The organism is Cellulomonas sp. JZ18 (assembly GCF_009720485.1).
Classification (GTDB): domain Bacteria; phylum Actinomycetota; class Actinomycetes; order Actinomycetales; family Cellulomonadaceae; genus Cellulomonas.
Genome location: NZ_CP045245.1, coordinates 3,771,028 through 3,796,665 on the forward strand (window position 1 = coordinate 3,771,028; position 25,638 = coordinate 3,796,665).

Annotated in this window: 21 protein-coding genes, 3 pseudogenes and 1 riboswitch; of the genes and pseudogenes, 8 read left to right on the top strand and 16 right to left on the bottom strand. The window is 75.9% G+C overall.

Annotated features, from left to right (window positions below):
• Positions 1-94: 94 nt before the first annotated feature.
• Positions 95-562 (top strand): hypothetical protein, encoded by a 468-nt coding sequence (locus GC089_RS17025; protein WP_155378633.1) that lies wholly within the window; start codon positions 95-97, stop codon positions 560-562.
• 52 nt (positions 563-614) lie between these two features.
• The gene (locus GC089_RS17030; protein WP_155378634.1) at positions 615-1,217 is read left to right on the top strand and encodes a hypothetical protein; all 603 of its coding nucleotides are present in this window, start codon (positions 615-617) and stop codon (positions 1,215-1,217) included.
• Here the strand turns inward: GC089_RS17030 and GC089_RS17035 are convergent.
• From GC089_RS17035 to GC089_RS18560, 9 genes are all read right to left on the bottom strand, one after another.
• A complete protein-coding gene (locus GC089_RS17035) occupies positions 1,205-1,834 on the bottom strand; it encodes a GNAT family N-acetyltransferase (RefSeq protein ID WP_196250746.1) in 630 nt (209 codons plus the stop codon). The genes GC089_RS17030 and GC089_RS17035 overlap by 13 nt on opposite strands.
• A complete protein-coding gene (locus GC089_RS17040) occupies positions 1,831-4,158 on the bottom strand; it encodes a penicillin acylase family protein (RefSeq protein ID WP_155378636.1) in 2,328 nt (775 codons plus the stop codon). Before GC089_RS17040 ends, GC089_RS17035 begins: the two co-directional genes overlap by 4 nt.
• Before the next feature lies 1 nt (position 4,159).
• Positions 4,160-6,085, bottom strand: coding sequence for an IucA/IucC family siderophore biosynthesis protein (locus GC089_RS17045; RefSeq protein ID WP_155378637.1), 1,926 nt, complete (start codon positions 6,083-6,085; stop codon positions 4,160-4,162).
• Positions 6,082-6,711 carry a GNAT family N-acetyltransferase gene (locus GC089_RS17050; protein ID WP_136517451.1) on the bottom strand — a complete coding sequence of 210 codons (630 nt, stop codon included), beginning with the start codon at positions 6,709-6,711 and terminating at the stop codon, positions 6,082-6,084. Before GC089_RS17050 ends, GC089_RS17045 begins: the two co-directional genes overlap by 4 nt.
• Positions 6,708-8,111 carry a lysine N(6)-hydroxylase/L-ornithine N(5)-oxygenase family protein gene (locus GC089_RS17055; protein WP_155378638.1) on the bottom strand — a complete coding sequence of 468 codons (1,404 nt, stop codon included), beginning with the start codon at positions 8,109-8,111 and terminating at the stop codon, positions 6,708-6,710. Before GC089_RS17055 ends, GC089_RS17050 begins: the two co-directional genes overlap by 4 nt.
• The gene (locus tag GC089_RS17060; RefSeq protein WP_155378639.1) at positions 8,108-9,562 is read right to left on the bottom strand and encodes a pyridoxal-dependent decarboxylase; all 1,455 of its coding nucleotides are present in this window, start codon (positions 9,560-9,562) and stop codon (positions 8,108-8,110) included. Before GC089_RS17060 ends, GC089_RS17055 begins: the two co-directional genes overlap by 4 nt.
• 174 nt (positions 9,563-9,736) lie before the next feature.
• On the bottom strand, positions 9,737-10,504 hold the full coding sequence (locus GC089_RS17065; protein WP_155378640.1) for an alpha/beta hydrolase family protein: 768 nt from the start codon (positions 10,502-10,504) through the stop codon (positions 9,737-9,739).
• Positions 10,505-10,639: 135 nt separating this feature from the next.
• Entirely contained in the window at positions 10,640-10,813 is a 174-nt protein-coding gene (locus GC089_RS17070; protein ID WP_155378641.1) for a hypothetical protein, read from the bottom strand.
• A 123-nt stretch (positions 10,814-10,936) separates the two neighbouring features.
• Positions 10,937-11,137 (bottom strand): hypothetical protein, encoded by a 201-nt coding sequence (locus GC089_RS18560; RefSeq protein ID WP_196250747.1) that lies wholly within the window; start codon positions 11,135-11,137, stop codon positions 10,937-10,939.
• Between the two features lie 388 nt (positions 11,138-11,525).
• On the opposite strand from GC089_RS18560, the pseudogene GC089_RS19470 reads away from it, so the two are divergent.
• A pseudogene (locus GC089_RS19470) lies at positions 11,526-11,723 on the top strand (metal-dependent hydrolase); the annotation flags it as partial.
• 50 nt (positions 11,724-11,773) lie between these two features.
• The gene (locus GC089_RS17080) at positions 11,774-12,358 is read left to right on the top strand and encodes a metal-dependent hydrolase (RefSeq protein ID WP_230684920.1); all 585 of its coding nucleotides are present in this window, start codon (positions 11,774-11,776) and stop codon (positions 12,356-12,358) included.
• Here GC089_RS17080 and GC089_RS17085 read toward each other — a convergent pair.
• Together GC089_RS17085 and GC089_RS17090 are read right to left on the bottom strand one after the other, a co-directional pair.
• Positions 12,330-12,821: a hypothetical protein gene (locus GC089_RS17085; RefSeq protein WP_155378642.1), complete on the bottom strand. Its 492-nt coding sequence runs from the start codon at positions 12,819-12,821 to the stop codon at positions 12,330-12,332. The genes GC089_RS17080 and GC089_RS17085 overlap by 29 nt on opposite strands.
• Positions 12,822-12,999: 178 nt before the next feature.
• Entirely contained in the window at positions 13,000-13,476 is a 477-nt protein-coding gene (locus GC089_RS17090; protein WP_155378643.1) for a MarR family winged helix-turn-helix transcriptional regulator, read from the bottom strand.
• Positions 13,477-13,597: 121 nt separating this feature from the next.
• Between GC089_RS17090 and GC089_RS17095 the strand changes: the two genes are divergently transcribed.
• A complete protein-coding gene (locus GC089_RS17095; RefSeq protein WP_155378644.1) occupies positions 13,598-15,484 on the top strand; it encodes an ABC transporter ATP-binding protein in 1,887 nt (628 codons plus the stop codon).
• 4 nt (positions 15,485-15,488) lie between these two features.
• Here GC089_RS17095 and GC089_RS17100 read toward each other — a convergent pair whose 3' ends face one another.
• Both GC089_RS17100 and GC089_RS17105 read right to left on the bottom strand, forming a co-directional pair.
• Positions 15,489-16,763, bottom strand: a complete 1,275-nt coding sequence (locus GC089_RS17100; protein ID WP_155378645.1) for a DUF2254 domain-containing protein — start codon at positions 16,761-16,763, stop codon at positions 15,489-15,491.
• A 327-nt stretch (positions 16,764-17,090) separates the two neighbouring features.
• On the bottom strand, positions 17,091-17,405 hold the full coding sequence (locus GC089_RS17105; RefSeq protein ID WP_155378646.1) for a multidrug efflux SMR transporter: 315 nt from the start codon (positions 17,403-17,405) through the stop codon (positions 17,091-17,093).
• 11 nt (positions 17,406-17,416) lie between these two features.
• A riboswitch (guanidine-III (ykkC-III) riboswitch) is annotated at positions 17,417-17,488 on the bottom strand.
• A gap of 337 nt (positions 17,489-17,825) precedes the next feature.
• Here GC089_RS17105 and GC089_RS19475 point away from each other — a divergent pair.
• The 3 genes and pseudogenes from GC089_RS19475 to GC089_RS17115 form a co-directional block, all read left to right on the top strand.
• Positions 17,826-18,749 (top strand): annotated as a pseudogene (locus tag GC089_RS19475) (glycoside hydrolase family 3 protein); the annotation flags it as partial.
• A gap of 223 nt (positions 18,750-18,972) precedes the next feature.
• Positions 18,973-20,090, top strand: a pseudogene (locus tag GC089_RS19480) (glycoside hydrolase family 3 C-terminal domain-containing protein).
• A 181-nt stretch (positions 20,091-20,271) separates the two neighbouring features.
• Positions 20,272-22,041: an ABC transporter ATP-binding protein gene (locus GC089_RS17115; protein ID WP_230684922.1), complete on the top strand. Its 1,770-nt coding sequence runs from the start codon at positions 20,272-20,274 to the stop codon at positions 22,039-22,041.
• Between the two features lie 28 nt (positions 22,042-22,069).
• Here GC089_RS17115 and GC089_RS17120 read toward each other — a convergent pair whose 3' ends face one another.
• The 3 genes from GC089_RS17120 to GC089_RS17130 are packed head-to-tail and all read right to left on the bottom strand — an operon-like array spanning position 22,070 to position 25,542.
• Positions 22,070-22,621 (bottom strand): NUDIX domain-containing protein, encoded by a 552-nt coding sequence (locus GC089_RS17120; protein WP_155378647.1) that lies wholly within the window; start codon positions 22,619-22,621, stop codon positions 22,070-22,072.
• Between the two features lie 57 nt (positions 22,622-22,678).
• Positions 22,679-24,652 (bottom strand): glycoside hydrolase family 15 protein, encoded by a 1,974-nt coding sequence (locus GC089_RS17125; RefSeq protein ID WP_155378648.1) that lies wholly within the window; start codon positions 24,650-24,652, stop codon positions 22,679-22,681.
• Entirely contained in the window at positions 24,649-25,542 is an 894-nt protein-coding gene (locus GC089_RS17130) for an SDR family oxidoreductase (RefSeq protein ID WP_155378649.1), read from the bottom strand. Before GC089_RS17130 ends, GC089_RS17125 begins: the two co-directional genes overlap by 4 nt.
• Positions 25,543-25,638: the final 96 nt, after the last annotated feature.

Below are 25,638 nucleotides of genomic sequence, written 5' to 3' on the forward strand. Positions count from 1 at the left end.
CGGGCGGACGGGCGACGCCCGCGCCGCCGGCGTGCCGGCTCGGGTAGGTTGCGACGGCCACGCCGTCGCCGGGCGGCTCGGAGGAAGGACCCCCATGTCGCAGACCGCCGACGGTCGAGCCGCGCTCGTGCTCCCGGCTCTCGACCGGGCAGCCCGCGGCCGCCTGGCCGCGACGCTCGACACCACGTCCGGCCTGCTGACGCCCGCGCGGCGCACCTGGCGCACCCGGCCCGTCGTCGCGGACGGCCGGGCCCACGTCTGGTTCGCCGTCCGGCGTCGCGGGGTCGACCTCTCCCTCGAGCGGTACAAGGGCCTGCGGCGCGCGACCGTGCCCCTGGTGCGCGTGCGCCGCCGGTACGAGGCGAGCCAGTCCCCCGAGCTCCTGCTCGCGCTCGCCGACGAGCTGGAGCGGCGGGGGGTGCGGGACGTCCCCCACGTCGTGCGCCGGCTCCGCGACCAGGCCCGGTGGCTGGAGGACGGGGGCGACCTGCGCGGCTCCCCCCTGAAGGCGCTGCCGCGGGAGAACGTGCTGCTCGACCTGCTGAGCCTGCCGTCGCCGTGACCACCTCCCGCCCCTCGGCCCCCACCTCGACCCGACAGGACGGAGGACGACCGTGACCGGTGGACCGGTGCGCGTCCCGGAGCTGCGCTCGCGCAGCTGGTACCGCTGGGTCACGGCGACCTTCGTGGCCGTCCTCGTGATGATGGCGTGGGTGGCGGTCACCCAGCCGGAGAACCGCGTGTGGGTGGCGGTCACGCTGCCGCTCATGGGGCTCTGGGTGACGTTCCTGGTCCGGCGGTCCGTCACCTTCGACCCGGGGACCGGCGTCGTGACACGCACCGTGGTCGGCGTCTCCCGGGAGCTCCGGCTCGTCCCGGGCACCGAGGTCGCCCTCGTGCCCAACGGCGCCGGCGCCCTCCTGCTCGCACTCCGCCCGCCCGGTGCCCGCCGGCGCACGTACCTGCTGATCCTCTCGATGACGGACTACGTCGAGGCGTCGCAGCCGCCGGAGCTGCTGCGCGGCCTGGCCGACACGCTCGAGCGCTTCTGCGGCCCGGCGACGCGCGCCGTCGTGCGACAGCTGCGCGAGCAGGCCGATCACGTGGCCGGCGGCGGGACCGCGCGCACCTCCCCCCTGGCCGCGCTGCTGACCTACGGCGTCCTGCGGGCCGCCAAGGCCGGCGGTGCGGGCGGCATCGTCGGTCACCTGGACTGAGCGGGCACCCCTCGTCGGCCGACGGCGGACGCGACCTCCAGGAACGTCAGGCGCGCACGCTTGGTCGGCAGCTCGACCTCGGGGCCGAGGACGGCGCCCAGCTGCTCGGCACGGCGCAGCATCGCCGTGTTGCGGGCGTCGGGCTCGCCGACGATCCGCGTGGCACCGGTCGTCTCGGCCGCGACGCGCACCAGCGCGAGGAGCAGGCGCTGGGAGAAGCCCCGCTCGCGCCCGGGCGGACGGGCGCCGACCAGCACGTGCACGCCCAGGTCGCCCGGCTGCACGTCGTACACCTCGCCCACCGGGTCGTGCGCCGGCTCGTAGACCTGCACCAGGGCGACCGGGACGCCGTCCACGCGGGACAGCAGGGCGTGGTGGTGCTCCAGCCCGTCGACGAACGCGTACGTCTCGCGCAGCTCGTCCGTCGTCAGGTGCCCCAGCCCCCAGAACTCCGTGCCGCGCGCGGTGCACCAGGCGTGCAGGGTCGGCACGTCCCCGTCGAGGTCGAGGACCGACGTGGTCAGGACGCCCAGACCGTCCACCGTGCGCTCGTCGACGACCGTGCCGCCCGGCAGCCCGGCCCACGCGGACGTCAGCCCGCGGCCCGCCGCCGTCACTCCCCCACCCCGTCGGGCAGCGGCTCGCGCGCGAGCCGCTCCCAGTCGGTCACCACGCGCGCCGTCCGCGCGACCGCCCACGCGGCGTGCTGGTCCGCGAAGTGCGGGCTGCGCGGGTCGCCGCTCGTGCCGAACGGCACGCCCCACCGGCTGCGGTCCCGGTCGGCCAGGTCCCAGACCCAGCGCGCCACCGAGCCGCGGAACGCACGGTCCGTGACGCCCGGCACGGTGCCCGTGCAGCGCAGCGTGTCCTGGTCGCCCGCGAGCGGCAGCGCGGGCACGGCCGGCACGGTCGCCCCGGGGACGTCCGCGAGCACGTGCGCCGGCAGCACGGTGTGCCGGGCGCCCCACGTCTCGTCCGGCGACGCGCCGGCGGCGACCTCCTCGAGGGCCGCGCGCACGTGGGCGGGTCCGTCGATGCCGAGGTCGGCACGGTCGAGCAGCGCACCGAGCGCCTGGCCGACGCGTCCGCGCAGGCCGAACCACGCGTCGAACGCGGGCCCGGCCCGGTGGGGCGCGGCGAGCGCGACCAGCGCCGGCTCCGCGACGAGCCGGGCGACGAGCGCACCCCGCAGGTCGGCGAGCAGCGCAGCCTCGTGCGAGCCGGCGTCCATGTGCAGGTCCCACGCGAGCAGGCGGTCGCGGACGGCGGCCGCCGCGGGGCTCAGCCCGTCGGCCGCCGCGACGTGCCGCAGCAGCCGGCCGGCGCCGGCCCAGTGCGTGTCGGCGTGGATCTCCGCCATGTCCGACGGGCCGAGGGCCCGGTCCCGGCGCTCGTCGAGCAGCGCGCGCAGGCGGGTCGCACGGTCCGGGCTGTAGACGGCGCCGTGGTGCCGCTCGGGTGCGGGTGGCCACTCGTTCGCGTCCGCCGCGGTGTCGGTGACGACCCGCGGTGCGGGCAGGGTCCGCCAGGGGCGCGGCGCGTGCGCCGGGTCCCAGGCGCGCAGGGGCAGCAGCCGGTCGTCGGGGTCGCGGTCCGCGACGCGGCCGGCGTCGAAGGACAGGACGGTGCCGTCGGCGTCGGCGGCGAGCACGCGGTTGACGGGGTCGACCCAGCCCGCGAGCGCGGCCGCGACGTCGTGCGCGGTGCGGGCGCGCAGCAGCGGGCGCAGGCAGGCGAACCCCAGGTCGTCGTCGACCCGCGGCTGCAGGCGCACCGACCGGGCCTCCTCGCCGGTGACGGGGACGGCGCCGGTCGGCACGTCGTCCTGCGGTGCGGCGACGTCCTCGTCGGGTGCGGCGGGCGTGCCCTCGTCCACGGCGAGCACCCCGGCCGCGACGGCGTCCTGCGCGTCCTGCGTCGACGTCGGGGCGCCGGGCGCTCCGGACGTGCCGGGCGCGCGGCCGTCCTGCTCCGACGGGATCCCGCGGACCACGACCGGCCCGCGCGCGGTCTCCAGCACGTCGACCGTCAGCGGCTCCCCGCCGCGCACGCGCACGTGCGCCGTCGTCCGCTCGACCGGCTCCCACCCGTCCGGCCCGAGCGCCTCCCAGGCACCGGCCCCCGTGCGGCGCAGCCGCTCACGGAACACCTCGGCGGCGTGCGCGACGGCGTTCGTGATGCCCCAGGCGGCTGTCCCCGCGTGCCCGAAGTGCGGCAGCCCCGGCACGCCCGGGAACGCGAGCCCGAGCACGTCGTACTCGGGGCACGCGAGGCGGATCTGCTGGTAGACGCCGGGCAGCTCGAGGACGCGGTGCGGGTCGCCCGCGAGCAGCGGGCGTCCCGACGCGGTGCGCGACCCGTGCAGCGCCCACGCGTTGGACCCGCTGGAGGGCCCGTCGGACGCGGGGTCGAACAGCCGCACGAGGTCGAGCGGGTCGACGGCCGCGAGACCCGGGTGACCGGACGCGCGGGCGGCCCGCACGACGTGGTCGTGCCACAGCACGCGCGGGAACGTCGAGAACAGCGCGTGGTTGACGAGGAACACGCCGAGCGGCGCCCACGCGGGCCACGGGTCGTCGGGCGTGCTGCCGCCGAGGACGCGGTCGAGCTCGTCGACCTCCACGGGCCGCTCCGCCGACGCCAGCCCCGCGTTCACGCCCGCCGTGTAGGCGTCCACCCACGCGCGGTCGTCGTCCCCCAGCGCCGCGTACGCACGCTGCGCCGTGTCCGGCAGGCGCAGCCGGTGCGCGACGACGTCCCACGCGACGCCGGCCTCGCCGATGTGCTCCGCGAGCCGCCCCTCGGCGCGCCAGCGGTCGGTCTGCACCTGCCACGCGCGGTCGCGCGCCGTCACCCAGCCCTGGCCGTAGGCCAGTGCGAGCTCGTCGGACGCGCGCACGTGCGGGACGCCGCACGCGTCCCGGAAGACCTCGAAGCCCATGTCAGGCAGTCTCGTCCGCGGGGTGGCCGGCGGCCCGGCGCGGGGCGTCCGCCGCCGGCACGTCACCCGCCCGGTCGTCCTCCTGCCCGGCGACGGCGCCGCGCGCGACCGGGTTGGCGAGGGTGCCCGCGTAGATGAGGGACGACGACTGGTCGGCCAGGTCGACCATCTGCAGCGTGTTGCGCAGCTGCAGCCGGTTGAGGCACGAGTGCGCGAAGCGCGGCGCGCGCAGGTCGACGCCGGACGGCAGGTCGGGGTGGTCGGCGAGGTGCCCGTCGACCGTCTCCGCGACGACGCCCCAGAACGCCCCCTCGGTGAGCACGCCGTCGGTGACGAGCACCGCGGCGAGGTGCCGCAGCACGCCGTCGAGCACGTCGGTGAAGATCGCGAGCGCCTTCTCGTCGTCGTCGACGACGGCGCGGATGCGCTCGACCTCGGGCGGCAGCGGGCGGTCGGACAGGACGGCGACCTCCTCGCCGATGTCCTTGAGGAACGCGCCGACGGGCACGTGGTCGGACCACACCAGGATGACGTTCTCGCCGTGCGGCATGAACGCGAGGTCGTGCGCGCGCAGGCAGTGCACGAGCGGGCGCAGGTAGACGCGCAGGTAGGCGCGCAGCCAGTCGGCCGGGTCCAGGCCGGACGCGCGGACCGCCGCGGTGGCGTACGCGTCGCCGGCGGCGTCACGGTGCAGCAGGGCGGCCATCGTCGTCGCGCGATGCCCGGGCGCGAGCAGCGTGTGCGGCTGCTCGCGCCACAGCGCCGCGAGCATCTTGCGGTGCGCGTTGGGGCGGGGCGTGCGGTGGTAGACGTCGCCCGTGTAGCCGATGGACGCGCGCTCGCGCAGCACCCGCACGCCGCACGCGGCGAGCTCGGGGTCGGAGTCGACGAGGTCCGCGACCCAGTCGTTGATCGCGGGCGTGGCCCGCATGTACGCGGGCGACAGGCCGCGCAGGAACCCCATGTTCTGGATCGCGACGGCCGTCTTGACGTAGTGCCGGTCCGGCCGGCTGACGTTGAGGAACGTGCGCACGGACTGCTGCGCGCGGTACTCGTCGTCCGACTCGCCGAGGAGGACGAGGTCGCGGCGCGCGACGTCGGGGGCGAACGTCACCGCGACGCGGTGCTCCCACTGCCACGGGTGCACGGGCAGGTAGCGGTAGTCCGCGGGGTCGAGGCCGAGGTCGCGCAGCCGCGCCTCGAAGCGGGCGAGCGTGGCAGGGTCCAGCTCGTGCCGGTACAGGGCGTCCTCGGTGAGGCCCGCGCCGGTGGCGACGTGGCTGACGGCGCGGCGGGCGGCGAGCCACACGAGCCGCACGGGCCGGCCCGCCTCGGGGCTGTAGGCGTCGTGCTCGCTGACCCCGTACCCGATGCGCCCGTTGTTCGCGACGAACGACGGGTGCCCCTCGGTCATCGCCTGCTCGACCGTGGCCAGGTCGGCGTCCAGCAGCTCGGCGACCGTCGGCTGCGGGCGGGCGCGCCGGTACGCCGCGCTCGCCAGGGTGGACGACAGCTCCTCGAGGTACAGCGCGAGCAGGTCGTCGGGGATGCGCAGCAGCGGCTGCAGCTCCAGCACGAGGTCGAGCACGTCGAGCGGGGCGGGCTCGCCGTCGACCTCGCGGGTCAGCGTGGACCGGTCGACCGCCCAGTGCTCCAGTGCGAGACGCCGGGCGCGGAACCGGTAGACGGCGCGGTGCCCGTCCGGGGCGTCGAGCGCGACGACGTACGCGCGTGCCTCGCCGGGGCCGGGCGCGGCGGACCGGTCCAGCGCGGGAGCCAGGAGCCGCTCGTGCGCGAACTCCGCCAGCGCCTTCGCCACGAGGTGACGCTGCGCCGCCGCGAGGTGCTCGGGCGTCAGGTGGTCCGCCGGGTGGGGAGGCCGGGCCGGGCCGCCGAGGGCGACGGGCGGGAGGTCGGTCAGCGTCATCGGGGGTCCTCGTGGGTCGTGGTGGCGCCGAGCCGGCTCGCGGCGAAGTCCTCGCGCGTGCACACGGACAGCGCCGCACGCTTGCCGGGCAGGTCGACCTCGCGCACGACGCGGAAGCCCGCGGCGGCGTTCTTGGCGGCGATGGCGGTGTTGCGCACGTCCGGCTCGACGACGACGCGCTGGGCGCGCAGCGTGCCGAAGCAGAACCGCATGGTGGCGGCCATGACGGCGTCGGTGAGCCCGTGCAGGCGCGGACCCTGCGGCGGGGCGACGAGCAGGTGCATGCCGACGTCGCCCGTGCGGGCGCGGTACACGCCCTTGAGCAGGACGCGCGACGGGTCGTACGTCTCCACCATGAACGTCGGCCGGCCCGCGACGCGGCCGATCCACGCGTGCTCGTCGGTGGACTCCGCGAGCCGCTGCTCGTACGCGAGGACCTCGTCCAGGCCCAGGTCCTGCATCTGCCAGAACGCGGACGCCGGGTGCGTGAGCCAGTGGTGCAGCACCTGCGCGTCGCGCTCGGGGACGACGCGGTCCAGGCGGACCGGCCCGATGCGCTTCCACGCCTCGTCGCGCACGACCTGCGCGGACAGCGGCTCGGTGGCCTGCGAGCGCCAGCCCGTCACCGCGCTGCCTCGCCGCCGTGGGCGACGGGGGCGACCGAAGCCGCGGGTGCGGCGGGGACGACCGTCCCCGCCGGCGCCGGCTCTGCACCCGTCGGCACGCCGAACTCCTGGAACGCGATGCGCCGCTCGCGCGGGTACACCTCGCGCCCGCACACGGCCGCGAGGATCGTCGACGACCGCCACGGCCCGAAGCCGAGGTCCGGCGCGGTGAGGCCGTGCGTGTGCTCCTCGCCGTTCTGCACGAACACGCGCCCGCGACCGCCGTCGACCGAGTAGTCGCGCGCCACGGCCAGCCGCCCGCGCTCGTCCCACTCCAGCCGGTGCGCGATGCCGAGGACCACGTCCGGCACCTGCGCGACGTAGCCCGTGGCGAGCACGAGCGCCTCGGTGGTGCGCTCGTGCTCGGTGCCGAGCTGCGCGTGCCGCAGCCGCAGCGTGTACCGCTCACCGTCCCACGCGGCGCCCGTGACCTCGGTGTCCGTCAGCAGCGTCGTCGGCACGGGGCCGGTGGCGCTCTTGCGGTAGAGGGCGTCGTAGATGTCGTCGACGAGGTCGGCGCTGATCCCCTTGTAGAGGCCGCGCTGCTCGCGGGTGAGGCGGTCGCGCAGGTCGGCCGGCAGCGCGTGGAAGTGGTCGGTGTACTCCGGCGACGTCATCTCCAGCGTCAGCTTCGTGTACTCCATCGGGAAGAACCGGGGCGAGCGCGTCACCCAGTCCACGCGCTGCCCGCCCGGGCCCGTGCCCTCCAGCAGGTCGCGGTACACCTCCGCCGCGGACTGGCCCGAGCCGACGACCGTGACCGAGGCCGCCGACCGCAGCCGGTCGCGGTGCGGCAGGTAGTCCGACGAGTGCACGACCGGCCCGTCGAGCCCGCGCAGCGCCGCGGGGACGACGGGCTGCGTGCCGACGCCCAGCACGACGTGACGCGTCCGGTACGACTCGACGGAGCCGTCCGCCCGGCGCGCGTGCACGACGTACAGGTCCTCGTCGTGCGGGTCGACCTCGACCGCCGTCACGGTGCGCCCCCAGCGCAGCGCGGGCAGCTGCGCCGCCACCCACCGGCAGTACGCGTCGTACTCCGCGCGCAGCGGGTAGAAGCTCTCGCGGATGTAGAACGCGTACAGCCGGCCCGTCGCCTTGAGCCACGCGAGGAACGAGTACGGGCTGGTCGGGTCGGCCATCGTCACGAGGTCCGCGAGGAACGGGACCTGGATCGTCGCGCCCTCGAGCATCATCCCCGGGTGCCAGCGGAACTCCTCGGCGCGGTCGAGGAAGACGGTGTCGAGGTCGAGCGGGTCCGCGAGCGCCGCGAGCCCCAGGTTGAAGGGGCCGATGCCCACGCCGACGAGGTCGTGGACGCGCGCGTCGGGCACGACGGCGGTCGTGCCGTCCGCCGTCATCGCGCCACCGCCGGGTCCGCCGCGAGCAGGTCGTCGCCCTCGAGCAGCGCGGCCGCCGCCTGCCGGACCAGCTCCAGCACGTGCCGCACGTCCGCGACGGTCGTCTCGGGGTTGAGCAGCGTGAGCTTGAGGCACGGGCGCCCGTCCACCGTGGTGCGGGCGACGAGCGCGCGCCCGGAGTCGAACAGCACGCGCCGCACCTGCCCGACCAGCGCGTCCGCACGGGCGTCGTCCAAGCCGTCCGGCTGGTAGCGGAACATGACGGTCGACAGGTCCGTCGGCGAGAGCAGCCGGAGGTCAGGGTCGGCGTCGACCACCCGGTGCACGGCCGCGGCCAGGTCGATCGTCGCGTCGACCATCTCGCCGATCCGGTCGGCGCCGAGGGCGCGCAGCGTCGCCCAGAGCTTGAGCGCGTCGAACCGGCGCGTCGTCTGCAGGGACACGTCGACCTGGTTCGGCTCGTCCTCGTGCTCGGGGTTGAGGTAGTCCGCGTGGTGCGCGACGAGCCGCAGGTCGGCCGCGTGCCGCACGACCAGCGCCGAGGACGACACCGGCTGGAAGAACGCCTTGTGGAAGTCGACCGTCACCGAGCGGGCGCGCTCGATGCCGTCGAGCAGGTGCCGGCGCGTGCGGCTGACGAGCAGCCCGCAGCCGTACGCCGCGTCGACGTGCAGCCAGACGTCCGCGGCGTCGCACGCGTCCGCGATCGGTGCGAGCGGGTCGATGCAGCCGCGGTCGGTCGTGCCGGCGGTCGCGACGACGGCCATCGCGAGGCGGCCGTCCTGCTCGACGTGCCGCAGCGCGATCGCCAGCGCGTCGGGCCGCATGCGCCCCTGCTCGTCCACGGGGACGAGGCGGACGGCGTCGGGTGCGAGGCCGAGCAGGCGCGCGGACTTCTGCACCGAGAAGTGGCTCGAGGCCGTCGCGAGCACGACGAGGTCGCGGATGCCGACGCCGGGAGCCGTGGCGAGCGCGTGCTCGCGCGCCACGAGCAGCGCCTGCAGGTTCGACTGCGTGCCGCCGGACGTGAAGACGCCGCCGCCCGCGAGGAAGCCGATGCGCTGCGCCGTCCACGCCACGAGCCGGCGCTCCATCAGCGTGCCGACCGTCGACTGGTCGTAGGTGTCGACGCTCGGGTTGATCGCCGCGAGCACGGCCTCCGCCGCGACGGCCGGCACGGCGACGGGGCAGTTGAGGTGGGCCGTGTACGCGGGGTCGTGGAACCAGACGGCGTGCTGGGCGAACAGCTCGTCGACCTCGCGCATCGCGGCCGCCGTGCCCCGGCCCGGCGCGTCGAGGTCGACCGCGTCGACGAGGGCCTGCAGGTGCTCGCGGCTCGCGCCCGAGAACGGCTGGGTGGTGGTGCGGAACCGGGACGCGACCCGGTCGACGGTGCCGCGCATCGCGTCGACGTAGGCGTCGGCGCTCGCGGCGGACAGCAGCTCGTGCACGCGTGGATCTCCCCTGCGGCGGGCACGCCCCGCTGCCGGGACGCGCGTAGTGAGGTCTGCCTCAGTAAGGCGGGCCTAACATACGCGAAGCGGGCGATCCGTCAAGGTCCGTCCACGCACGGAGCGCGGACCACGGCGGCGCGGCGGCGCGGGCGCCGAGCGCGGACGTGCAGGTCAGGAGCGCCGCAGCGGCAGCCAGTCGAGGACGTCCCGGATGTGCCGGTCCCAGTAGCCCCACTCGTGGTCGCCCGGGTGGACGTGCGCCTCGACGGGCACGCCCCGGGCCGTCGCCTGCTCGACGAACAGGTGCTGCGCGTCGACGAGGAAGTCCTGCGCACCGCACGTCGCGTACAGCGCGGGCAGCGTCGCGGGGTCCGCGCGCTCCAGCAGGGCGAGCAGGTCGTCGTCCGTGCCGGCCGGGTCGCTGCCCGCCCACACGTGCGGCACCCGCACGTGCAGCTCGGTCGCGCGTGGCCCGCCGACCACGAGCGCGCCCGACAGGCTCGCCGCCGCCGCGAACCGCTCCGGCTGCCGCAGCGCCCACTTGAACGCCCCGTACCCGCCCATCGACAGCCCCGCGACGAACGTGTCCTCCCGGCGGTCCGACACCCGGAAGAAGTGCTGCACCACCCGCGGCAGCTCCTCGGACAGGAACGTCCAGTACGCCCCGCCGTACGCCTCGTCGGTGTAGAACGACCGCCCGCCGCGCGGCATGACGACGGCCAGGCCGCGGTCCGCGACGTAGCGCTCGATCGACGTGCGGCGCAGCCAGATCGACTCGTCGTCGCTCAGCCCGTGCAGCAGGTACAGCACGGGCGGCGGACCGGCCAGGTCCGCGCCGCCCATCCCGATCTGACCGCGGGCGGCCTCCGGCAGCAGCACGGTCGCCGCCGTGCTGGTCTGCAGCGCCTCGGAGAAGAAGTGGCAGGTCAGCAGCGCCATCGCGGCGTCCTTCCGGTGGGGTCCGTCGTCGACGCTAGCGGTGCGGTGCGACACCGGCGAGGCGGACCGGCTCGGGGCCCGGGCGAGAGGTCGGCGGCCGCACGTCGGGGTCCGACCGCCGACCTCGGCACGCCCTCAGTCGCCGCCGCCACCGCCGTCCGCGCCACCGTCCCCGCCGCCGTCGCCGTGGTCGTCGCCCCCGACGGCAGCCGAGCCGTCCCGGCGCGAGGCGACCACGCGCTTCGAGTGCAGTGCCGACGCCACCGCCGAGAGCGCGATTCCGACGGCGACGACGGTCACTCCGATCACGGGCTCCATCTCAGCTCCTCAGGCCGTGCGTGGCGGTTCAGTCGAGCGCCGGCTCGTACACCGAGATGTGACGTCCGGAACGCTGCTGGAAGACCGTACCGAGCCAGTCCTCGTACCTCTCGGTCAGGCGCAGGCCGGCGATCCGGGCCATGAGGTCGAGCTCGGCCGGCCAGGGTCGCCCGGCTCGGGCAGGTCCTCGACCGTGACGCGTCCGCCCAGCAGCCGCGCGGGAACGTGCGCCTGCTCGTGGGGGCGCGCGGTGCTGATCGTGATCGACGTGGCGCGCAGCCGGGGCCCGCCGGCGCGGACGTCGTCGTCGCTCATGCCCCGATGCTGGCACCGGACCCGCCCTCCGTCACGCACGCCCGACCCCGCCCCGACCACCAGCCGCCTCTCTCTCCCGCCGACGCGACGACCCGCGCCCTCCGGGCGGTGCGACGAGACCGTGATCGTGCACCGGTCGCGGCCCGCGTCGGTGCACGACCACGGGGTCGCGCGCGGAGCCGGCGTCGGGGCCGGCCCGGCGTCGCGCCCGGAGCCGACACGCCCGGACCGGGACACACCGGGCGCTTGACGCAGGCCGGCCGGGCGGCTGGGGTGAACGCCGTCCACGCCCCTGACCTGCACCGGAGGTGACCGTGCGCCGCAGCGGACCGGAGCCGGCGGCGTCGTGAAGGGCGCCCACCACGCGCTCTGCGGCGCCGCCGCGTGGGTGGCCGTCGCCTCGACCGCGCCGTACACGCTCGGCTGGTACCCGGTCTCGCCGCTCGGCGTCGTCGCCGGTGCGTTCGTCTGCGCGGGCGCCGCGCTCGCCCCCGACGCGGACCACCACGACGCGACGATCGCGCACTCCCTGCCGCCGGTGTCCGAGTGGGTGTGCGACGTCGTGGGGCGCCTCGCGGGCGGGCACCGCAACGGGACGCACTCGGTGTTGGGCGTCGGCGTGCTCACCGCGCTCGCGTGGGGGCGGGGCAGGTCACCATCACCACCGAGCGCCTCGGGGAGCTCGCGCTCGGGGCCGGGGTCCTGTCGCTGCTGCTCGTGGCGTTCGCGGCACGCGCCCTCGGCCTCGCCCGGCGGCGGCTGGACGCGTGGGCGCTCGCGCTCGCGCTCGCGGCCTTCGTCACCGTGGCGGCCCCCACGGAGTGGGACTGGCTGCCCGTGGCCGTCGGGCTGGGCGCGGCGGTGCACGTCGCGGGCGACATGCTGACGGGCAGCGGCGTCCCCCTGCTGTGGCCCTGGGAGCCGCGACCGCCGCGCTGGTGGCGCCGCACCCCGGTGCTCAACGACGTCTGGACCGCCGGGGGCAACCTCGCGCTGCCGCTGCTGGGCACCACGGGGTCCTGGCGGGAGCGGCTGCTGGTCGCGCCGCTGACGGCCTACGCGGCGTACGGGGTGGGCGCGGCGGTGGTCGGCGGGTCGCTCACGGCGCTGGGGTACGACGCCGACCGGGTGCTGGAGCGCGTGTGGGAGGCCGCGGGCGCGCTGGTCACCACGGCGACGGTCGTCGGCGCCGTCACCCTCCGGGCGCCGCTGCCGGGCTGACGGGACGCACGGCCGGTCCTGCCGTGAAGAACGTCAGCTCGGGCCCGTAGTCCCCGTCGCGGACCGCGTCGACGACGAACCGGCGACCGGGGAAGGCGCGGTCGAGGGCCGCGTGCCAGAACCAGGCCATCGGCTCCACGAGGAGCTCCGCCTCGCGCGCGTCGAAGCCCCTGCTGGGGAGCAGGTCCCAGACGTGGACGTGGTTGACCACCTTCTCGACGGCCGCGACGTCGCCCAGGCGGTCGAACCAGTCGTCCACGACGGCGAGGTCGGTGCGGAACCCGCGCAGCACCGCGCCCCGGTGCTCGACGAACGGGGGTGCCAGGAGGGCCATGACCGCGGCGATCGTCCCCGCGGAGCCGTGCACGCCGATGAACGGGCGCGGGTCCTGCGGGTGCGCGTCGTCCAGCAGCTCGGTGAGCTCCGCGAACCCGCGGAGGTCCAGCTCGGGACGGTCCGTCATCGCACGCTCCTGCCCGCCCGAGGTCGTCGGGCCCCGTGGACCGCGCCGGGCCCGGTGCGCCGCACGCACCCGGCGGGCCGGCGCCGTGCCGGACACCAGCCGCGCGACCACCACCGGCGGGGCGGACCGGCCGGGTCCGGCACGGCCAGGCGGTGACGGGGAGGGACGGTGGCGGCGGTCATCCGCGGGCCACCCGGCGCAGCAGCCCCAGCAGCTGCTCCTGCTCGTCGGGCGTCAGGACGTCGAGCCGGGCCCGGGCACCCTCCTGCCGCCGGTCCGAGAGCCGCGCGAGCTGCTCGCGGCCCGCGTCCGTGAGCTCGACGAGGGTCGCCCGGCGGTCCGCGGGGTCGGGCACGCGGCGCACCCAGCCGTCCTCCTCGGCCTGGTCCACCTTGGACGTGATCGACCGCGGCGCGACGTCCAGCACGTCGGCGAGCTCGCCGAGGCGGCGCGGCCGGTCGCAGCGGTCCAGCGTGCGCAGCAGGCGCAGCTGGCCCGGCGTGATGTCGTGCCCGAGCACCGTGGACGCCTCCCGGCGGACGCTGCGCAGCACGTCGTGCAGCAGCTCGAGGAACTCCTCCGACGGGCTCGCCGGCCCGCCCGCGCCGGCCGTCGGGGGCACCGCGGGGGTGTCGTCGTGCAGGTGCGCGTCCACGGACCGAGGCTAGCGGGGAATGAAACCGCGGTGAATCACGCTCATGGTGAGGTAACCTCAGCATCGCGACCGCCCCGGCCGCGACACCTCCGGACCCAGGAGGCCCCATGACTCCCCCTCGATGCCCGGCGGAGGCGGCAACCCCGCCGTCCGCGGCTTCACGCGCGACCCGTCCGTCAAGGCCCAGCGCCTGCAGCGCGGCTCGCTGCGCCGGATCCTCGCGTTCGCGCGCCCCTACCGCGCCCAGCTCGCGGTCTTCCTCGTCCTCATCGCGCTCGGCGCCGGCGCCGGCGCCCTCACCCCGTGGCTGCTGCAGCGGCTCATCGACGACGGCATCACCCGCGGCGACACCGGCGTCGTCGTCGGGATCGCCGGCGCGGTCGCCGGCCTCGCGGTGGTCTCCGCGGTCCTCGGCGTGGCCGAGCGGTGGGTGTCCGCGCGCATCGGCGAGGGCCTCATCCACGACCTGCGCACCGCCGTGTTCGACCACGTGCAGCGCATGCCCCTCGCCTTCTTCTCCCGCGCCCGCACGGGCGCCCTCGTCCAGCGTCTCAACGGCGACGTCCTCGGCGCGCAGCAGGCGTTCACGTCCACGCTGTCCAACGTCGTGAGCAACTCGCTCACGGTCGCCTTCGTGCTGGCCGCGATGCTGTCGATGTCGTGGCAGCTCACGCTGCTCTCGCTCGTCCTGCTGCCCGTCTTCGTGCTGCCCGCCCGCTGGTTCGGGCGCAAGATCGCCGCGATCACGCGCGAGTCCTACGAGCTCGGCGCCGAGGCGTCGCAGACGATGACCGAGCGGTTCAACGTCGCCGGCGCGCACCTGGTCAAGGTGTTCGGCGACCCGGCGCGCGAGTCCGCCGCCTACGCCGAGCAGACCGCGCGCGTGCGCGACATCGGCGTCAAGCGCGCGCTGTACTCGACGTGGTTCCGCATCGGCCTGACCACCGTCGCGTCCGTCGCGACGGCGATCGTCTACGGGCTGGGCGGTCTGCTGGCGATCCGCGACGAGCTGACCGTCGGCGTCGTCGTCGCCCTCGCCGCCTACCTCGGCCGCCTCTACGGCCCGCTGACGGCGATGTCGAACGTGCAGGTCGACGTCATGACGGCGCTCGTCTCGTTCGAGCGCGTGCTCGAGGTGCTCGACCTGGAGCCGACGGTCGCGGAGAGGCCCGGCGCCTCCGACCTGCGCGACGCCGTCGCGGCACGGGGCGCGAGCGTCGAGCTCGACCACGTCGGCTTCCGCTACCCCGCGGCCGGAGAGGTGTCGCTCGCGTCCCTCGAGTCCGTCGCGACGCTCAGCCACGACCCGGTCGCGGACACGCTCACCGACGTCACGTTCTCCGTGCCGGCCGGCGCCATGGTGGCCCTCGTCGGCCCGTCGGGCGCCGGCAAGACGACCATCTCGCAGCTCGTCACGCGGATGTACGACCCCACGCGCGGGGCCGTCCGGATCGCCGGGCAGGACCTGCGCGACGTCACCGCCGACTCGCTGCGTGCGACCGTCGGCGTCGTCAGCCAGGAGGCGCACCTCTTCCACGACACCATCGCGGGCAACCTGCGCTTCGCCCGCCCCGACGCCACCGACGCCGACATCGAGCGCGCCCTGCGCGCCGCGCACGTGTGGGACCTCGTCGCGTCGCTGCCCGACGGCATCGAGACCGTCGTCGGCGACCGCGGCTACCGCCTCTCCGGCGGCGAGCGCCAGCGCCTCGCGATCGCGCGGCTGCTGCTCAAGGCCCCCGACGTCGTCGTGCTCGACGAGGCCACGGCCCACCTGGACTCGGAGTCGGAGGCCGCCGTGCAGGCCGCCCTCGACGAGGCGCTCACCGGGCGCACGTCGCTCGTCATCGCGCACCGCCTGTCGACCGTCCGGCAGGCCGACCTCATCGTCGTCGTCGAGGCCGGGCGGGTCGTCGAGCAGGGCACGCACGCCGACCTGCTCGCGCGCGGCGGGCTGTACGCGGACCTGTACCGCACCCAGTTCGCGGAGAAGGCCGCGGCCGCCTGACGGGTCAGATCGACCGCGTCTCCCCGCTGCGGTCCGCGTACGCCTCCGCGACGCGACCGTCGAGGACGAGGCGCACCCGCTCGGCGAGGTCGCGGACGGCCGCCCGGTCGTCGTCGAGCAGGTCGTCCGCCATCTCCCGGAGGACGAGGTCGACCTGCCGCCGCAGCTCGGGCGCGTGCGCGTCAGGGTCCGCGTGCACGCCGACGTCCCGGCACAGGCGCAGGAGCGCGACGAGCACCGTCGGCTCGCGCCGCCCGTAGCGCCGCACCTGCCCGCACGCCAGGTCGAGGTAGTAGCGCAGGTCGCGGTCCATGACGACGGCGCGGCCGACGCCGTCGTCGTCGGTGTGCATCGTGCCGCCGAGCCGCCGCCCCGTGAGGCTCACCAGCAGCTCCGACATGTGCCCGACCGCGTGCGCGGCCGTCACGGGGTCGTTGATGCTGGGCGAGAGCGCCTTGACGGCGATGCCCTCGAGCTGCCGGAAGCCGAACGCGGCGTCCTGCTCGACCGTCCGCTCCCGCCCGAGGGCGACCGCCGCGAGGAGCCCGGCGACGACGTCGTCCGGCACCCTCGCGGCGTCGCGCCCGTCGCCGGTCCACAGCGTCAGCAGGGGCGTCCCGCTCACGACCAGGTCCCCCGGGCGGGCCTCGACCCGCACGACCACGTCGGCCGCCCGGGCTCGCTGCACGAGTGGCTCGACGTCGACCCGCTGGACGAACCCGCCGCGCGGCGCGTCGACGACGGTCCCCGGGACGTCCGGCCCGAGCCTCTCGGGGACCTGCGCGGGACCGTCGCCGCGCTCGGGCAGGAACATCGCGATCGCGCGCTGCGACTCGTCGTGCACCTTGGCCATCATCGAGTCGATCCGCAGCATCCCCGTGATGTGGTGGACGAACGCGACGACGGCGGTCACGCTCGCGGCCGCCAGGACGAGCACGAGCGCCAGCGCCACCACCGGCACCGGCTCGTCCTCGTGGAGGGTCCGGACCACCGTGAGCGACAGGGCGATCGTCCCGACGAGGACGGCCAGCACGGTCTTGATGGTGCGGTCGCGCAGGAAGTCGCGCAGCAGCCGCGGCGAGAACTGCTGCGACGCGAGCTGGAGCGCGACGACCGTGATCGAGAACGCGGTCGTGAGCGTCGCCATGGTCGCGGTCGCGACCGTCTGCACGGCCGCCGTCGCCGCGGCCACGTCGCCCGGCCAGAGCACCCGCACGAGGCCGGAGTCCGCGGGCGGGCGGACGTGGGAGAGCGCCACCCCGACGACGACGGCGGTCACGCCGGCGGTGGCCGGCCACGTTCACAGCTCCGGTGCGGTGCGCTCCGCGTCGCGTCGGGCGTGAGGACGGGGGAACGCCACGATCGTCTCCTTCCGGCGGGAGCGGGTGCTGCCACGACCCTCGCCCATCCGTCGCGGCCGCGCAGCCCGGGGGCGCGGTCGCGCGTGCGCGCCGCGGCGCAGGTCAGCGGCGCGCGACCCCGTGCGGCGCCCCGACCTGCGAACGGGACGGCGGCGGCGTGCAGGGCCACGGCGCGTGCTCGACGGGCACGCGCACGGGGGCGTCGGGGAGCCGGCCGCTCATCGCCCCACCCCCTGCCGCGCCCGTCAGTGGGCCAGCTTGAGACCGATCACGCAGGCGACGATGCCGAGGATGAGCAGGATCTTCACGAGCGACACCGTCTCGGTGCCGGTCACCATGCCGTACGCCACGGTGAGCGAGGCGCCGATGCCGACCCAGACCGCGTACGCGGTGCCGGTCGGCAGCTCCCGCATGGCGTAGGCGAGCCCGCCCATGGAGGCGAGCAGCGCGACGCCGAACAGCACGGTCGGGCCGAGCCTGGTGAAGCCCTCGGAGCGGCCGAGGGCGGTCGCCCACACGGCCTCGAGGACCCCGGAGACGACGAGCACGAGCCAGGACATGGTGGACCTCCGTGGCTGCCGTCTTGTCGCTCTCCGGGTACGGCGCCGCTCGTCCGGGGGACCGCGACGACATGAGGTGGGGCGCGGTCCCGCAGCCATGGTGGCACGCAAGGGCACGTCGGGGCACGGCCGGGCAGCGGCAGCCGTGGTGGGGTCGGCCACCCACCGGCGGACACGCCGGGACGCCGACCGTCGCGGGCGCCGCGGCACCGCGGCTAGCGTCGTCGGGGTCGCCCGGTGCGCCGCCGCACCCGCCACGTCCCCCGTGGTGCGCGACCCGACCGCCCCGGGCACGACCGGCGCGTGCGCCGGCACCACGGAAGGACACCGGTGACCTCTCCCACCCCGCTCCCCGACGACCGCCCCTGGCAGGACGCCACGCTGCCCGCCGACGAGCGCGTGGCCCTGCTGCTCGACGCGATGACGCTCGAGGAGAAGCTCGCGCAGCTCGGCTCCTACTGGTTCGACCGCCGGGGCGCGGGCGAGGTGGTGGCGCCGATGCAGGACACGTTCGGCGCCCGCCGCCCGGACTTCGCGACCGCGTCCCGGCACGGGCTGGGGCACCTGACGCGCGTGCTCGGCACGGACCCGGTGCCGGCGGACGAGGGTCGGGCGAAGCTCGCCCGCACGCAGCGCGAGCTCGTCGCGAACCACCGGCTGGGGCTGCCGGCGATCGCGCACGAGGAGTGCCTCACGGGCGTGACGTCGTACGGCGCGACCGTCTACCCGACGCCGCTCGCGTGGGGTGCCGCGTTCGACCCGGACCTCGTGCACGAGGTCGGGTCGGCGATCGGGCGGGACCTGCGGCGGCTCGGCGTGCACCAGGGCCTCGCCCCGGTGCTCGACGTCGTGCGCGACTACCGGTGGGGCCGGGTCGAGGAGACCCTCGGCGAGGACCCGTACGTGGTCGCCACGATCGCGACCGAGTACGTGCGCGGCATGGAGGAGCAGGGCGTCGTCGCGACGCTCAAGCACTTCGTCGGGTACTCGGCGTCGCGCGGCGGCCGCAACCACGCGCCCGTCTCGGTGGGCCCGCGCGAGGTCGCGGACGTGCTGCTGCCGCCGTTCGAGACGGCCGTCCGCGAGGGCGGCGCCCGCTCGGTCATGAACTCCTACACCGACCTCGACGGCGAGCCCGTCGCCGCGTCGTCGTCCCTGCTGACCGGCGTGCTGCGCGACTCCTGGGGGTTCGAGGGGACGGTCGTCTCGGACTACTGGGCGGTGGCGTTCCTCGTGACGGCGCACGGGGTCGCGGCGGACGCCGCGGACGCGGGGGCGCGGTCGCTGCGCGCCGGCATGGACGTCGAGCTGCCGAACACGATGTGCTTCGGCGAGCTCGCACCGCTCGTGCGGGACGGACGCCTGGACGAGGCGCACGTCGACCGGGCCGTGCGCCGCGTGCTGCTGCAGAAGGCCCAGCTCGGCCTGCTCGACGCGCCCGCCGCCGACGGCACGCCCCGGGCGGCGCCCCGACGCCGACCCCGTCGACCTGGACCCGCCGGCCAACCGCGACCTGGCGCGGCGGCTCGCGGAGGAGTCGGTGGTGCTGCTCGACAACCCGCGCGGCGTGCTGCCGCTCGGGTCCGGCGGTGGGCTGCGGCGGGTCGCCGTGGTCGGCCCCTCGGCCGCCGACCCCGGCGTGCTGCTGGGCTGCTACTCCTACCCGATCCACGTGCTGCCGCGGCACCCGGAGCTGGGCTGGGGCATCGAGGTGCCGTCCCTGCTCGACGCGCTGCACGCCGAGCTCGACGGGGTCGAGGTCGTGCACGAGCGCGGGTGCGACGTCGTCGACGACGACCGCAGCGGGTTCGACGCCGCCGTGGCCGCCGCCCGGGACGCCGACGTGTGCGTGCTGACCGTCGGCGACCGTGCCGGCATGTTCGGCCGCGGCACGTCCGGCGAGGGCTGCGACGCCGCGGACCTGCGCCTGCCGGGCGTGCAGCACGAGCTGGTCGATGCGGTGCTCGCGGCGGGGACGCCGGTCGTGCTCGTCGTGGTGTCCGGGCGCCCCTACGCGCTGGGTGCGTACGTCGGCCGTGCGGCCGCGGTCGTGCAGGCGTTCATGCCCGGCGAGGAGGGGGCCGGCGCCGTCGCGGGGGTGCTGAGCGGGCGGGTGGACCCCAGCGGGAAGCTGCCCGTGCAGGTCCCCCGGCACGCCGGGGGCGGCCCGCAGACGTACCTCGGCCCGGCGCTCACGCGGCGTCTCGACCGGATCAGCAACCTCGACCCGAGCCCGGCGTTCCCGTTCGGGCACGGGCTGTCCTACACGTCGTTCGCGTACGGCGACCTGACGGTGACGCCGGGCGACGTGCCGACGGACGGCGCCTTCGAGGTCGCCGTGACGGTGACGTGCACGGGCGGGCGCGCGGGCACGGAGGTCGTCCAGCTCTACCTGTCCGACCCCGTCGCCGACGTGGCGCGGCCGGTCAAGCAGCTCGCCGGGTACGTGCGCGTCCCGCTGGCCCCGGGCAGTCCCGCCGCGTCACGTTCACGGTGCCCGCCGACCTGACCTCCTACACGGGCACGGACCTGGTGCGCGTCGTCGACCCCGGGACGGTCGTCGTGCAGGTGGGCGGCTCCAGCGAGGGCGACGTGCTGCGCGCCGAGGTCGAGCTGACCGGCCCCCGCCGCCACCCCGGCCGGGACCGCGCCCTGCGCACCACGGCCACGGTCGCCGACGCCTGACCGCGCTCCCCGCCGCGCCCGCCCTCCCGCCCCCACCCGTCGAGCGCGCCCGTTCCCCGTCGAGCGCGCCCCTCACGACGGGCGCGCTCGCGGGACACGGGGTGCGCTCGACGGACACGTCGTCGGCACCGATCGGTGGATACCGCTTTCCATCAGTCGTCCGCCGGGTGACCATGAGGCGGTGACGTCCCCCGCCTCGCGGCACTCCCCCGTCGACGTCGACGGCCAGCACCCCGTCCGGTCCGTCTTCCACCTCCTGGGCATGCACCGCCGGCGCATCGCCACGGCGGTGTTCTTCTTCGCGCTCAAGGACACGCCGCTGTGGCTGATGCCGTTCATCACGGCGCGCGTCATCGACGTCGTCGTCGACCGCCGGCCGCTGCACGAGCTGTGGCTGTGGGCCACGGTGGCGTTCGTCGCGCTGCTGCAGAACTACCCGAACCACGTCATGTACACGAAGCTGTTCATGGGCGCGGTCCGGCAGATCGGCGCCGACCTGCGCAACGCGCTCGCCGCACGGCTGCAGAGCCTGTCGATCGGCTTCCACACGCGCACGTCCGCCTCGATCGTGCAGACGAAGGTCGTGCGCGACGTCGAGAACGTCGAGCTCATGCTCCAGCAGGTCACGCACCCGCTGCTGTCGTCGTCGATGGTCGTCATGGGCGCCGTCGTCACCACGGCGACCTCCGTGCCGCAGTTCCTGCCCGTGTACGCGCTGACCATCCCGCTCGCCGTGCTGCTGCGGTACGGGCTCGCGCGCCGCTCCCGCGAGCGCAACGAGGCCTTCCGCAAGCAGGTCGAGCGGTTCTCCGCGCGCGTCGGCGAGATGGCGACGCTCATGCCGATCACCCGCGCGCACGGGCTGGAGGCGACGGCGCAGGAGCGGGTCGCGGAGGGCGCGGAGGGCGTGCGCACGTCCGGGTACGAGCTCGACGTGCTCAACGGCCGGTTCGCGTCGCTGTCCTGGGTCGGGCTGCAGCTGCTCGGCGTCGGCTGCCTCGTGCTCGCCGCGACGGCGGCCCTGACCGGCTGGTTCCCGGTGACGGCCGGGCAGGTCGTGCTGCTGTCGTCGAACTTCACGCTCATCACCGGCGGCGTCACGCAGCTGCTCATGCTCCTGCCGGTGGCGGCCAAGGGCACCGAGTCCGTGCGGTCGATCGCCGAGGTGCTCGCGGAGCCCGACGTCGAGCAGAACGAGGGCAAGGCGCCGGTCACCGCGGTCCAGGGGCGGCTCACGTTCGACGCGGTGCACTTCCGCTACGACGACGCCGACGGGCACGCGCTCGACGGCGTCGACCTCGACGTGCACCCGGGCGAGACGGTCGCGTTCGTCGGGCCGTCCGGGTCGGGCAAGTCCACCGTGCTGAACCTGGCGCTCGGGTTCCTGCGGCCGACGTCCGGGCGGCTGCTGCTCGACGGCGTCGACGCCGCGACGCTCGACCTGCGCACGTTCCGCCGGTACGTGTCCGTGGTGCCGCAGGAGTCCGTGCTGTTCGAGGGGTCGATCCGCGACAACGTCACGTACGGGCTCGGGCCCGTGCCCGACGAGCGGGTCCGAGCCGCCCTCGAGGACGCCAACGCCGCCGAGATCGTCGACGCCCTGCCCGACGGCTGGCACACCGTGGTCGGCGAGCGCGGCGCGCGTCTGTCCGGGGGGCAGCGCCAGCGCATCGCCATCGCCCGCGCGCTCGTGCGCGACCCCCGCGTGCTGCTGCTCGACGAGGCCACGTCCGCGCTCGACCCGGAGTCGGAGGCGCTCGTCCGCGACGCGCTCGCCCGCCTCATGCGCGGGCGCACCACGCTCGTGGTGGCGCACCGCCTGTCCACCATCCGCGACGCCGACCGGATCGTCGTGCTCGACCAGGGCCGGATCGTCGAGACCGGCCGGCACGAGGAGCTCATGGCCGCCGGCGGCCGCTACGCCCGCCTGGAACGCGCGCAGCGGGTCTGACGCGACGCCACGGGCGGGGCCGCGGCCGTCAGGTCAGGCGGCCCAGGTGGAGGGCCGCGAGCGCGAGGGCCGTCACCGTCTCCCCGTCGCGGACGCGGCCGTCGCGGACCATCGCGAGGACCTCGGCGAAGGGCACGGTCCGGACCTCGCTGATGCCCTCGTGCGCCTGCTCCTGGGCGGTGGCGTCCGCGTCCCCCACGGGGGAGAGCCCGCGCGCGACGAACACGTGCTCGGGTGCGCGCGCGATCCCGTTCAGCGCCTCGGTCGTCCCGACGTGCACCCACTCGCGTGCGAGGAGCCCCGCCTCCTCCGCGAGCTCGCGCTGCGCGGCCACCAGCGGCTCCTGCCCGTCGGTGCCGCCCGCCGGCACCTCGACCGACGCGGGACCGGTCGTGTACCGGTCGGTCGTGACGAGCACGACCTCGTCGTCGTCGGTCAGCGCGACGACGAACACCGACGGGCGCAGCTCCACCCAGCCGTACAGCGCGGGGCTGCCGTCAGGGGCGACCGCGTCGTCCTCCCGCACGACGATCCACGGGTTCTCGTACACGACGCGGGAGGAGACGGTCTGCCAGGTCATGCCCCGACGGTAGGCCGTCGGCGGTGCTCACCGACGCCGAGGGGCCGAGCGCCGGCGTCACGACGCCGACGCCGGTGACGCCGAGGACCACCGGTCCTGCCCGTGCGTGTGCGGTCGCGACGGCGGGTCGCCCGGCGACGGGTAGGCGCGCTCGTCCTGCGCGTCGACGACGTGCGCGTCGGTGTCGCCGCCGACCGCGAGCGCCGCGTGCACGAGGGCCAGGTGCGAGAGGGCCTGCGGCAGGTTGCCGAGGAACTCGCCCGTACGGGCGTCGATCATCTCCGACCAGATGCCGACGTCGTTGGCCTGCTCCAGCAGGTCGTCCATCCACGCGCGCGCCTCGTCGACGCGGCCCAGCAGCGCGGCCGCGCGCACGCCCCAGAACGCGCACGCGACGAACGTGCCCTCCTCGTCCTGCATGCCGGAGTACCGCCAGAGCAGCGCCCCGGCGCCGAGCTCGCGGCGGATCGCGTCGAGCGTCGAGGACAGCCGCTCGGGGGTGTCGAACTCCTGGTCGACGAAGAGCAGCACCGACGCGTCGAGCGCGTCCGTGCCCGGGTGCATGACGTAGGCCTGCTTCGCGTCCGACCAGCACTCGGCGCGCACCCACGCGGCGATCGCCTCCGCCTCGGAGCGCCAGCGCTCCGCGTCGCCGGGCAGGTGCCCCTCCTCCGCGAGGTGCGCCGCGCACAGCAGCGCGTGCCGGCAGCCCAGGGCGGAGGACGTGTACCGGTGCTCGTCGGTGAGCTCCCAGATGCCGGCGTCCGGCCGGCGCCAGGCGTCGCAGGCGCGGTCCGCGACGCCGGTGAGCACGCGGGACGTCTCGGCGTCGAGCAGGTTGCCCGCGTCGACGTAGGTGCGCACCACGCCCATGAGGTCCCCGTAGGTGCCGAGCTGGAGCTGACGCGAGGCCCGGTTCCCGTCGACGACGGGGCCGATGCCGCGCCACCCGGGCACGTCCCGCTCGGCGCGCCCGTGCGCGAGCTCCCCGTCGAGCGTGAAGAACACCGTCGGGGGGTGCTTGGCGACGGTCCGCAGCGTCCAGGCCATCGCCGCGTGCGTCTCCTCACGCAGCCCGAACCGCGTGAGCGCGTCGACGACGTACGCGACGTCCCGGACCCACGCGTACCGGTAGTCCCAGTTCTTGCCGCCGTCCCAGGACTCCGGCAGCGCGGTCGTGCCGGCGGCCGCGACGGCGCCCGTCGGGGAGTGGATGAGCAGCTTGAGCGCGAGCGCGCTGCGCTGCACCGCCTGCGCCCAGGGCCCGCCGTAGTGGAACTCGCGGGTCCAGGTGCGCCAGTTCTCGACGGTCCGCTCGATGCCGCGGTCCATCTCCTCCGGGTCGGGCACGTACACCGGCTCGTCCTGCGTGCCCGCGAGGCCGAGCACGTGCCGGGACCCCGGCGCGGTGGTGAGCACGCCGGCGACCTCCCGGTCGTCCACGTGCGTCGTCATCTCCCCCAGGGTCGCGACGACCACGGAGACCCCGTCCAGCGTGATGACCGGCCCCCGCCGCGTGCGCCGCACCCACGGGGACGCCGTGCCGAGCATGGTCCCGGGCACGACGCGCCACGCCATCGGGACGCTCCCCGTGACGCCCTCGACGCGTCGCACCAGCTCGCACCACGGCAGCCGGCCGGCCACGCCGGTGGTCGTCGCGTCGGTCACGCGCGCCTCGCCCGTGGCCGTCACGAACCGGGTGACCAGCACGTTCGTGCCCGGCACGTAGGCGCGGGCGACCTCGAACGGCACGGTCGGGGCGAGCTCGACGTACCCGCCGCCGACCGGGTCGAGGACCGCCGCGAACGCCGGCTGCGTGTCGAGCACGGGCACGGGGAACCAGTCGATGCGGCCGTCGTCCGCCACCAGGGCGACCGTCCGGCCGTCCCCGATCGCCGCGTACGCGCGCAGCGGCACGTACCCGTCCGTGCGGGGCGTGGGCGGCCGCGGGTCGTCGGCGTCGCGTCGGCCGGACCCCGGGATGCCCTCGTCCGCGGTGAGCGAGTCCGGCAGCGCCGGGTCGTCGGTCACGGGGTCGGCATCCCGCCCGTCACCGCGATCGTCGCGCCGCTGACGTAGCTCGACTCCTGCGACGCGAGGAACACGTACGCGGGTGCGAGCTCGGCCGGCTGACCCGCGCGGCCGTACGGCGTCTGCTCACCGAACTCCGGCAGCGCCTCGGGCGGCTGACCGCCCGCGGCCTGCAGCGGCGTCCACACCGGCCCCGGCGCCACGACGTTGACGCGGATCCCCTTCGGCGCGAGCTGGCCGGCGAGGGCCTTGGAGATCGTGTTGATCGCGGCCTTCGTCGTCGCGTAGTCCACGAGGTTGGGCGACGGCTGGTACGCCTGGATGGAGCTCGTGTTGATGATCGACGCACCCTTGGGCAGGTGCGGCAGCGCCTCCTGCACGATCCAGAACAGCGCGTGCACGTTGGTGCGGAACGTCTGGTCGAAGCTCTCGCTCGTCAGGTCGGCGAGGTCCTCGACGTGCTGCTGGCGGCCCGCGATGTTCGCGATGACGTCGATGCCGCCGAGCTCGTCGACGGTCGTGCGCACCAGCCCGCGGGCCACCTGCTCGTCCGACACGTCGCCGGGCGCCAGGACGCACCGGCGCCCGGCCTCCTCGACGAGCCGGCGCACGACGTCCGCGTCCTCCTGCTCCTGCGGCAGGTACGACAGCACGACGTCCGCGCCCTCGCGGGCGAACGCCACGGCGACCGCCCGCCCGATGCCCGAGTCCCCGCCGGTCACCAGCGCCCTGCGTCCCTCGAGCCGCCCGCTGCCGCGGTAGGTGTCGAAGCCGTGGTCGGCGGTCGGCGTCAGGTCGGCGTCGAGCCCCGGGCCGTCCAGCGTCTGCTCCGGGATCTCCGGCTGCGGGTACTGCGAGATCGGGTCCGTCATCGTGTACTGGTCGGCCATGGTGGGCCTCCTGTCCTCGCGTGCGGGGTGGGTGGGGCGGGATCGGGACGGGGTCGGACGGGCGCCGGCACGCACCCTGCCCTGGGCCGGTCGACC